Below are 9897 nucleotides of genomic sequence, written 5' to 3' on the forward strand. Positions count from 1 at the left end.
GCAGGTATGTTCATGCCAGAATTTCTGAATACCGAGGAGGCCGCGGCCTATCTGCGGCTGAGCGAGCGCAAGCTCTACGAACTGGTCGCGGCCGGCGCCGTTCCGTGCAGCAAGGTCACCGGGCGCTGGCTGTTTCCGAAGGCGGCGCTCGACCGCTGGGTCGCGTCCGGCTTGGCCACCACGATGAAATCGCTGGAGGAATCGGCGCCTCCCATTGCCGGCGGCAGTACCGACCCGCTGCTGGAATGGGCGCTGCGGGAGAGCGGATCGGGGCTGGCAAGCCTGCCCGAAGGGTCCGAGGCGGGTCTGCGGCGGCTGTCACGACGCGAAGTGATGCTGGCCGCCATCCATCTGCACGCGCTGGACCAGGACGCCGCGCGGGCGAATGTCGAGGCGGTCCGTCATGCGCCCGGCCTGCATGATGCCGTCGTGATCGGCTTTGCGAAGCGCGAGCAGGGCCTGCTGGTGGTGCCAGGAAATCCGCATAGTATCGTCGGTCTCGGGCAGATTGCGGGCTCGGGATTGCGCATGGCGCGCCGGCAGGACGGTGCCGGCGCGCAGTTGCTGCTGCTCATGCTGCTGGCGCGGGAGCGCATCGAGCCGCAGGACATCACGTTCGTAAAGCCTGCCTGCGCCACCGGCGCCGATCTCGCGCAGGGGATCCGGGCCGGGCACGCGGATTCCGGGATCGCCACCCGCGCGGTCGCCGACGCGGCCGGGCTCGATTTCGTGCCGTTGCTCTGGGAGAATTTCGACCTTGTTCTGCGCCAGCGCGACTATTTTCTGCCCGGACCATCTGCCCTGTTCGGCTTTGTTCGGTCCGACAGGTTCCGGCAGCGCGCGGCAGAACTGGGCGGCTATGATTTGTCCCTTTGCGGCAATATCAGGATGGTGGCCTGACTCGCGCAAATAATCCTAAGGCGTCTTGAAAAAGCTGGCCGCGACCTCCAAAAGGACCGCCACGGAGAGGTGGCCGAGTGGCTGAAGGCGCACGCTTGGAAAGCGTGTATACGGGAAACCGTATCGAGGGTTCGAATCCCTCTCTCTCCGCCAGTCGTGCGTCGACCAACATTCTCCGCGCTGTTTGCGACCTGCTCAAAAGTCCAATAATGGCGGGCTTTCGCGGCAAAACCTCCGCACTGCGATGCGTAGACCGAGCCTCGAACTCTCTCTCTCTACGGAGTTTGTCTCCAAACCTCCGCACTTCGCGGTTTTGGTGCGGTTCTCATAAGCGGCTGATTTTGAAGCGCTTTTCCGTGGCGCGGACCTCCGCACTTTGCAAAGATATTTCGGGGCAGCGGGAGAGTCTGCGAACGAGCCGCCTCATTGATATCGCGTAGGTTTTCGAGTTACGAGGTGCGAGCGTCATCATTTTCCCTCCCAGTTCCGCTGACTGTCGCTCTCGGTCCGGACTGCTTGTTCGCTTTGTCCTGGTCGCCGCCAAGGCTTCATATGACTGACGCCCTCGCGGAGCCTGGCAACCATGCACGCGATCTAACTCGCAAAGCGTGCGATGCAGCGCGCTGCTGCTGATCCTAAGAGTGCAGCAACAGCGGCAGCCTAAATCTCTTGGTGGAACGCGAGTTGGCACACGAGTGCCTTCCGTACAGGATCGCGCTCATAACCAGCGCTTCGACAGAAGATTGGCGAATCCAGGAGCCGTCGGCAATGGCTGACGGAAATGGGGGGCGCGCGGGAAGAAGCGAAAGTCCTTCCACGCAGGATTGATCCCGTTTGAGCCCCTGAGTCAGGCCTGCACAGAGCAACTGCTTCAATTCCCTCCCAGCGTACTAGGCCCGACGGTCCAAGTGTAGCCATGCGTGCGGCCGCGCAATTCATTGATTATGTTCTGCTTTCGAGCGCAGATGGTAGTCACGCTATGTAAAGTCGTGACTACAACCCAAGGAAAACCTATTCTCCTGTTGATTGCAGAAGAAAGATTTCGATTGGGGACGCTTAACGCCAACGACGAGCTCGGGGGTGAAAGCCCGTCGCAGACAATCCACGCGGCACCACGCGTGGAGTGCACATCCGATCTATTGCCGGAAGTTTGGGTTTTCGATCGAAATGACGCATCGCCGGAAACTGCCCCTGAAACACCCCCAACGCCCGCCAATGATCATCCCTCCCGGGAAACGACGAGCGCAATTCGCATCGAGCGGGCCGTAGCCGCAATCTTGGCCGATCACGAGCGCCTCGAAGGCAAGCTCGAAAGATCGCAATTCGAGCGGATGGTCCTGCGCAGGAAGCTCGAAGCGGAGGAAATCGTCGAAGTCATCAGACGACTTCGTATCCATGGCATCGATCATGTCGTCCTGGGTTTGGAAGAGGTCGAACAACCGCGAAATACCGAGCCCGTGGCGGATGCGGCCGATGCGACCGCAGCGCCACTCGTGTCCGGCTACGGAAAGGCTTCACTGCTCACTCACGCCGAGCACGTAAGGTTCTCGCGAGCTGTTCAAATTGGCCTGCTCGCCAAACGCGACATCGACTCTGGGATCAGTAACGACGACCTGATTGCGCTGGTGGAACAAGGCGAAAAAGCAAAAGCACGCATGGTGACGGCCAATATCCGTCTCGTCTTCTCGATGGCCCGAAAGATGCGCCACGGCGACCTCGAATTCAGCGATCACGTTCAGAACGGCATACTGGGCTTGATGCGAGCGGTCGAGATGTTCGACCCCGACTTGGGCCTGCAATTTTCGACATATGCACATTGGTGGATTCGCCAGGGTATGTGGCGCGGACTGGACAACGAAGGCGGCCTCATAAGAATTCCCGTCCATCAAATCAACAATCTCCGTCGAATGCGCCGCATGCAGCGGCGGCTAACAGTCGAATATGGCCGCGAGCCGGACCTGGCGGAGCTCGCCGAAGCCTTGGAATGGACCAAGGAGCAGACCCGTTTCCTGCAACGTCTTTCGATGTTTAGGACTTCGTCGATCGAAGCGCCATTGGATGAGGACGATGAATTTCATATCGGCGACACGTTGGCTTGCGACCTGCCATCGCCCGAGCAAACCGTCGAGGAAAGCTCGCGGGATCGCCTATTGCGGTCATTGATGAGTCAACTTTCCGATCGGGAGCGCCTCATTCTGGAGAGACGCTTCGGTTTTGTGTCGGGAGCCGAGGAAACCTTGCAGGAAATCGGTGACGATTACGGCGTCACTCGCGAGCGCATCCGCCAGATCGAGGAAAAGGCCGTGAAGAAACTATACAAGAAGGCATTGCGTCACATGAACGCTTTGATCGATTGAACCATGCCCGACGATAGATACGATGCCTGTCTGAAGTTCATCGACTGGATGGAGGGCCGGCTGCTGCGAATTGGACGAGGAGACGATATAGCCTCGTCCGACAACGCACCCTCGGGTCGCTTCTGGCTGGGCCGGCTCGCCCCCGAGGACCAAATGCCCGCTACCGCGAATTCCGAACGCATCGGCCGTTTGGAGCCTTGCGCCATCGGAATCCGGTGTCTCCCGGGCTGCGAAGGGCCTTGGACCTTCGAGGCACGCGTGCGCGCCAAGGTTTGGCTGAACGACGGCAGTGGTTGGACCAAATCCGCCGGAATCGATGTCCGAATTCCACTCCAGGTAACTCCCGGGTCGCAGTCGTTCGCCAAGGATGCGATCAAGGGTGCGTTCGAGACACAACTTGGAATCAAGTGCTTTGCCGCGGAACTCCGCACGGAATTCACAAAGACAAACGGTCAGGCGGAGCTTCTGGTTCAACTGGTCAACGCCTCTCCCGCCGAGCACGCGACTGTTCGGGATACGCGTCTCTACGAGGTCGAGTTGACCATCGAACACTTGCCGACCAAGCCCTATCTTCTCGAAGCGCTGCCGGATTCCTTTCGCTACGATCGCAGAATTGGGGCGTACGGGGTCAATTGCGGCGTGCGTGAAATCCCAGGCGGCTTCGTCAGCACGGATACAATCTCGGTCGATCGCCCTCGCCCCATATTTTGGGGCGGCGAAAACGAACCGCCTGACCTGAGCTTCAAAACGCTGGAAGAAGACCCCCTTCCCGCGCTGGAGCGGCTCGTCGATGAATTGCAGCGATGGGGTGAAAGAGTCTGGACTTCGCATTCCCTGGACGAACGTGCGGCTCGGCATGGTTGGTCCGACGAGATGCGCCGCGAGGCGGCAGAAGAGGCGAAGAAGTTCGGCTCCGAGTTAGAACGGGTTGCACAAGGTGTCGAATATCTACGCAGGTTTCCAGATATCCTGAGAGCCTTCAGCCTCATGAACCGGGCGATCGCCCGGTCCGCACGAGGCCGCGGTTACGACCGTTGGCGCCCATTCCAAGTCGGCTTCATATTGTCGAATCTCGGCTGCATCCTCGAACCCGAACGAGAGGCGGAAATCGTCGATGTCGTCTGGTTCTCCACCGGAGGCGGCAAGACCGAAACGTACCTAGGCTTGCTCGTGACGGCGGCGCTCTTCGACAGGATGAAGGGGAAGATTTGCGGCGTTACCGCATGGACGCGGTTTCCGCTGCGCATGCTGTCCCTGCAACAGTTGCAGCGCTTCGCCGACGCCTTGGCAGCCGCGGAAATGGTTCGCCGGGAGGCGAATATTGGCGGATCGTCCTTCGCTATCGGCTTCTTCGTCGGACAGGGCGCAACGCCGAACAGACTATCGGACGACCCGAAGGAGTACGAACCGGACATCGAAGATGAAGAAATGCCCGGCCGGTACAAGATCCTTCAGAAATGCCCGTTCTGCCGGAGCGCTCAAATCGGGATGCGTTTCGACCGAGCGAATTGGCGCTTGGACCACGTATGCGAAAATCCATCCTGCGAGTGGCCGGAGGAAGCGCTTCCCTTCCATATCGTCGACGAGGAAATCTACCGCTTTCTCCCCACCATCGTCGTCGGTACGCTGGACAAGGCCGCATCCATCGGCATGCAAGGAGCGATGCGAGGACTCGTCGGCGCGCCCCTGGGGCTCTGTTCGCGTCCTGGGCATGGATTTGTCTATGCCCCCAGAAGCAAGCGCCCGCGCGGATGTCTGGTTCCGGGTTGCAACCGCGCACCGCACGAATTGCCGATGGACGCGCGGCTGTTCGGACCTTCCTATCGGCTCCAGGACGAGCTTCATTTGTTGCGCGACAGCTTGGGGGCGGTCGATGCGCATTACGAGGCATTGCTGGATGGATTGGAGGAAGATCTGTGCGGACGGCGGCCGAAGATCCTGGCATCATCCGCCACGTTGGAAGGGTATGAAGCGCAAATCGACGTTCTTTACCGCCGGCAGGGCCGCGTCTTCCCGCAGCCAGGCCCAAGCACGGACGAAGGATTCTGGACCAAGTCCTCGAACGAGTTGATGCGCCGGTTCGTCGCGATCGCGCCACGTGGTCTCACGATTGAATTCGTGATCGACCGCATGGCGACCGAAATGCAGGACTCGGTTCGTCTCCTCGTTTCCCATCCCGACCAGACATGCCGGGAGATCGGCGTCGATTCCGCCCTGGCTCCCTTCCTTTATGGACTTTACGGCACGCAAGTGATCTACGGCAATACGCTGCGCGACCTTGATGCAGTCGAGCGCTCGATTTCAAGCGGACAAATTCGACCGGCTGATGGCAAGGCGTTGCATCATGCCATACTCACGGGCCGAACCGATTTTCAGGATGTGGCGAAAGTTCTGGAGCGGTTGGAGAAGCCGGAGGAGGCTGCCGAAGATAGACTCCACCTTATCACTGCATCATCAATGATGTCACATGGCGTCGATATTGATCGTCTGAACATCATGGTCATGTCTGGATTGCCGTTGGGAAGCGCGGAATTCATCCAATCGACGGCCCGTGTCGGACGGCGCTGGCCCGCCCTCGTCTTCGTCATTCACAAGATCGGGCGGGAGCGAGATGCAAGCGTATTCCGTTCGTTCACGAAATTCGTCGAACAAGGCGATCGCTTCATAGAACCGATCCCCATCACGAGAAAAAGTAGGCGGGTGCTCGAACGAACGATAGCTGGTTTGGAACTGGCGAGAATTCTTACGATCCATGAACCCGCTGCCCGCCACTCCTTGGCTACGTTGCCGAGTCTACGCAAGTACCTCGCCGACGGGCGCATGAGAATGCAAGACGAACGAGACGCTATCGTTCGATATCTCGGCATCCAAGAAAACGGCGACGCACGTCTGATCGAGGACTTGGACCGTTGGTTCCAACGATTCGAACAGAACATCGTTCGATTCACGCCGGACATGAAATTTCCGTCGGACGCCTGTCCGGATGGACGTCCGATGATCTCGCTTCGCGACGTGGAAGAACAGGTATCTCTCTTCCTGGATAGGCGTCCATGACGGAAAAGCGAAGCGTCTCTCAAATTCAATTCGGACATCTTCCGCAACAGACGGTGGACATCCGTGGCGGCATTTGGCTCGTTCAGGAATGGATGGGTTCGATCCTGCGTCAGAACATCGATGAACGCGCCTTGAAGCGCGAGCTATGCCGGCTCGCCTCTCCTTGGGCAGCGACAAATAGGGACGGCGGCTTCGTTCTCGACCTCGAACGACGCAATGCGCCGGTCGTGGTCAGATCGCTCAATCGCGATCGTGGCGTACGTTTGAAGCCTTTTCCCGAGATTTGGAATTGCCGCACCTGTTTCAGGATCCACGACAACCCCGATGGACGATGCAAGTGCGGGAGCTCATCCCGCAAGGGGCAATTGCAGTTCGTCGCTTATTCGGAAAGCACCGGAGAATTGCGAGAACCAAGCATTCCGCGATGTCCCACGCACGACGAAAGCCGCATCAACTTGCCAGGAACCGCAACCGGCAGCGAAGTCACATTCGACTGTCCGACCTGTTCGCGCGTGTTGCGTGGCTTCGGATACATGCGCTCCAGTGCAGGCGATCGGATGAGCATAAACGTTCACCGAGCCGCATCCGTGTTCACGCCTAGAAACGTCGTAGTGGTGAACCCGCCATCCCTCGAACGGATGAGAGCGTTGCAGGATGCGGGCGGCGGCACGCGCGCTCTGGAATGGCTGCTCGATAGCATGCCAGGACGGAGCATGCTCGAAGTGAAGCCCACGAAAGAAACGTTGCGTCGGCAGCTCGCTGCGAGTGGACTGGATGAAGGCACGATCGAAAGAATGCTGTCGGTCGCCGCCGAGGCGGACGGCGGCTCCCGTGAAGATCTGCGCCTGACCCCGGAAGTTCGTACTGTCGCCGAAGAACAGGCGATGACGGTCGCATTGGCTCTTTCGGAAAGCCGCGTGACCATATCGGACTTGGAGCGCGGGCTCGATGCCATGTCGCCTCTGGGGCACCGATATGGCGTACGCTATCCACTTGCGCTTAGGAGCGCGGGTCTCGAAAGAGTCGAGTTGGTGGACAAGTTTCCGATCTTGACCGGCCATTTCGGCTACACGCGGGGGCCGAGCGAACCCGGTGCCGCACATCTGGTGACGTACAGGGATCGGCGCGGAACTTACGAAATCTATGGTGAAATCGCAGAAACCGAAGCCCTTTATATCGGATTGGAGCCGTTGAAGGTGGCCGAATGGCTGGAGTTGCAAGGTTTCCACCTGGGAGATTACGCCGATGCCAAGGGAGCGAGGAGCTCCATCCTATCCGCGATGACGGCTGCCGATGCAAACGTGGATGAGGCTTTCAGGGCGCTCCTCACTTTGATTCATTCCTACGCACATCGGCTCATAAGATTTACGGCGGTGCACGCAGGCATCGAATTACACGCACTATCCGAGCTTCTCGTTCCGAGTCACCTCGGGTTCTTCGTATACGCCGCGACACGAGGCGATTTCGTTCTTGGCGGGCTCCAAGCTCTGTTCGAGAATGACCTGGACCGTTTACTGCACGACTTCACGGAGGGCGAGCATCGCTGCGCTCTAGATCCGGGTTGCGCCAAGGCAGGCGGAGCTTGCGTCGCCTGCCTCCACTTGGGAGAGCCGTCATGCCGTCTATTCAACGGCTTCCTTGATCGCGGGTGCTTGTCCGGTGCGCGAGGTTATCTTTCCGTCTGCGTCGAAGGTGCAAACGGGGCACGATAATCAGTGCGGCCAGCGGACACCATCTCGAATTTTCGCCGACGCGAAAACATAGAGAGCCGTTTTGGCGCGGCTCATCCCGGTGTACGCCAGCGCAAGGAGTTCTTGCTCTGCGATGCGCTCCGACAGCGCGAGGATGACGACATTGGATTCCAAACCCTTGAATCTCCGTACGGTCTCCAACTTGATTCCTTCACCTTCGCCGACGAAGGGGATGCTCCCGGCGGATAGGGACTTCATGGCATCCAGGATTTCAACGGTGTCGGCAAGGACCACGATGTCGGCGGGCGTGACTCCCTCTCTCTCGATCAGAGTTTCCGCCAGACGTTGGATTCCCCGAACCATTTCGCGGCGGTTGGCCACTTCACGCAACTGTGGATTCGGCCCTACGATCCCGCGGGTCGTCGCCATTTCGCCGAACACATTCGCAGCGTATTGCGCTATCGCTATGGTACTACGACAATTGACACGCAGCTCCAAAGGAGGCGGCATGCCGTCCGGCGCACGCCAATCATCAAGGTACAATTGCTGGTGACTGTCCGCGAATAGATAGAATGGTGGGTCGGGAACGTCTCCTATCACGAGGTCGAGCGCTTGAAGCCAATCCGGTGGGAAATCCTGGCCTTCATCTACTACCACGGCTTGAAACGCCTTTTTCCCCACGCTTGCCTGCGCCTCGATCAGAAGATTCGGTGCTTCGGCGAACCACCAATTTTCGTCGATGGGCCTAGGAACCGACAAGCCTGCTGCGCGAGCCGTAGACAAACAAAGTGAGTGGAACGTCCCCGCCCAAATGCGCTCGTCGTCGGCAATTTCCTCAGCCAGAGTCCTGCCGAGACATTCATTGTAGCAAACCAGCAATGTCGAAAAGCCGTCTTCAGCCAATTGCCTGGCGCGTGCAACGGCTAAAACGGTTTTCCCGGTTCCCGCACCGCCTCGAACTTGCGCGCGACGCAGCCTCCGCAGAATGGCGAAGTCGTACTTCTGTTCCTCCGTAAGCTGGAGCAAACGTTTTTCGATATCTCCTATCTCGTCCACGAGCCGTCGTCGCACGCTCGTCGTCGGCGCGAGCAGTTGGACGATGCGGCTACGCTCCTGGGCGGTCATGATCGCCATCATGTTCCAATGGCGACATGTCGTCTCCAGGCTTCGCGGGATATCATCGATACCGACTCTATCCCAAACGATCGCGAGAGGCGCCGCAGGACCGAAGGTTTGACCTTTTGCCAAAGTGACACCCGGAAAGGCGACCGCGTGAGCGATCGGTATCGACTTCATCGGAAGCTGGTGCTCCTCCAGGTAGCCGAGCAAGGCATGCTTGGACGCGACCGCCTGCTGAAATGGATCCTTGATTCGAGACGTAACCCGGGTCGCCGTGTTGACGCTGAACCAAGACCCGTTGCGCAGATCGACGTCCCCACCCTTCACTTCGAGGATGAGGATGCCGCGCGTTTGATGGATGAGTAGGAAATCCGCTTCCCCATCCCCTTGCCGCCCGTTGCGCTTCGATTGCCATTTGACAGAATGGAGCACGGTCCACTCGTCATCGAGTCTGGACAAGGCCTCGAACACTCTACGCTCGGATGTCGGCGTGCCCGAGACTATCGTTGGGGGGATCATTCGGGCCATGAGAAGTCGCTCGGAAGGCTCATCTTCGGAATTGTACGGGGAAAATCGGATTATCCAATCTTAACGACTCGGTCCGAACGCGCTAAAATCGACAATATTTTCTGCAATATCGGGCAAGGCGGCGAATTGTGAAGCGGGCGACTATAGTCAAGACCAAGCGAAAGGCATCAGGCGGCAAAAGACGATCTGCAAAAGGTCCATCCGCGCGGGCGAAGGTCGAACCAACCGGGATCGAGTTGTTGTGTGGT

The 9897-nt window shown here is 58.9% G+C and carries 5 protein-coding genes and 1 tRNA gene; 5 read left to right on the plus strand and 1 reads right to left on the minus strand.

Annotated features, from left to right (window positions below):
• The first annotated feature begins 12 nt into the window (after positions 1-12).
• The 5 genes from AB7F49_RS24315 (at position 13) to AB7F49_RS24335 (ending at position 8023) form a co-directional block, all read left to right on the plus strand.
• Positions 13-900, plus strand: coding sequence for a substrate-binding domain-containing protein (locus AB7F49_RS24315; RefSeq protein ID WP_428527175.1), 888 nt, complete (start codon positions 13-15; stop codon positions 898-900).
• 63 nt (positions 901-963) lie between these two features.
• A tRNA-Ser gene (locus AB7F49_RS24320) sits at positions 964-1053 on the plus strand.
• Positions 1054-1865: 812 nt separating this feature from the next.
• Positions 1866-3257: a sigma-70 family RNA polymerase sigma factor gene (locus tag AB7F49_RS24325; protein ID WP_428527177.1), complete on the plus strand. Its 1392-nt coding sequence runs from the start codon at positions 1866-1868 to the stop codon at positions 3255-3257.
• Between the two features lie 258 nt (positions 3258-3515).
• The gene (locus AB7F49_RS24330; protein WP_428527179.1) at positions 3516-6311 is read left to right on the plus strand and encodes a helicase C-terminal domain-containing protein; all 2796 of its coding nucleotides are present in this window, start codon (positions 3516-3518) and stop codon (positions 6309-6311) included.
• Positions 6308-8023 carry a hypothetical protein gene (locus tag AB7F49_RS24335; protein WP_428527181.1) on the plus strand — a complete coding sequence of 572 codons (1716 nt, stop codon included), beginning with the start codon at positions 6308-6310 and terminating at the stop codon, positions 8021-8023. The genes AB7F49_RS24330 and AB7F49_RS24335 overlap by 4 nt, the downstream gene beginning before the upstream one ends.
• On the opposite strand, the gene AB7F49_RS24340 is transcribed toward AB7F49_RS24335, so the two are convergent.
• Positions 8024-9592: an NERD domain-containing protein gene (locus tag AB7F49_RS24340; RefSeq protein WP_428527183.1), complete on the minus strand. Its 1569-nt coding sequence runs from the start codon at positions 9590-9592 to the stop codon at positions 8024-8026.
• Positions 9593-9897 lie beyond the last annotated feature (305 nt).

The organism is Pseudorhodoplanes sp. (assembly GCF_050250235.1).
GTDB lineage: Bacteria > Pseudomonadota > Alphaproteobacteria > Rhizobiales > Xanthobacteraceae > Pseudorhodoplanes.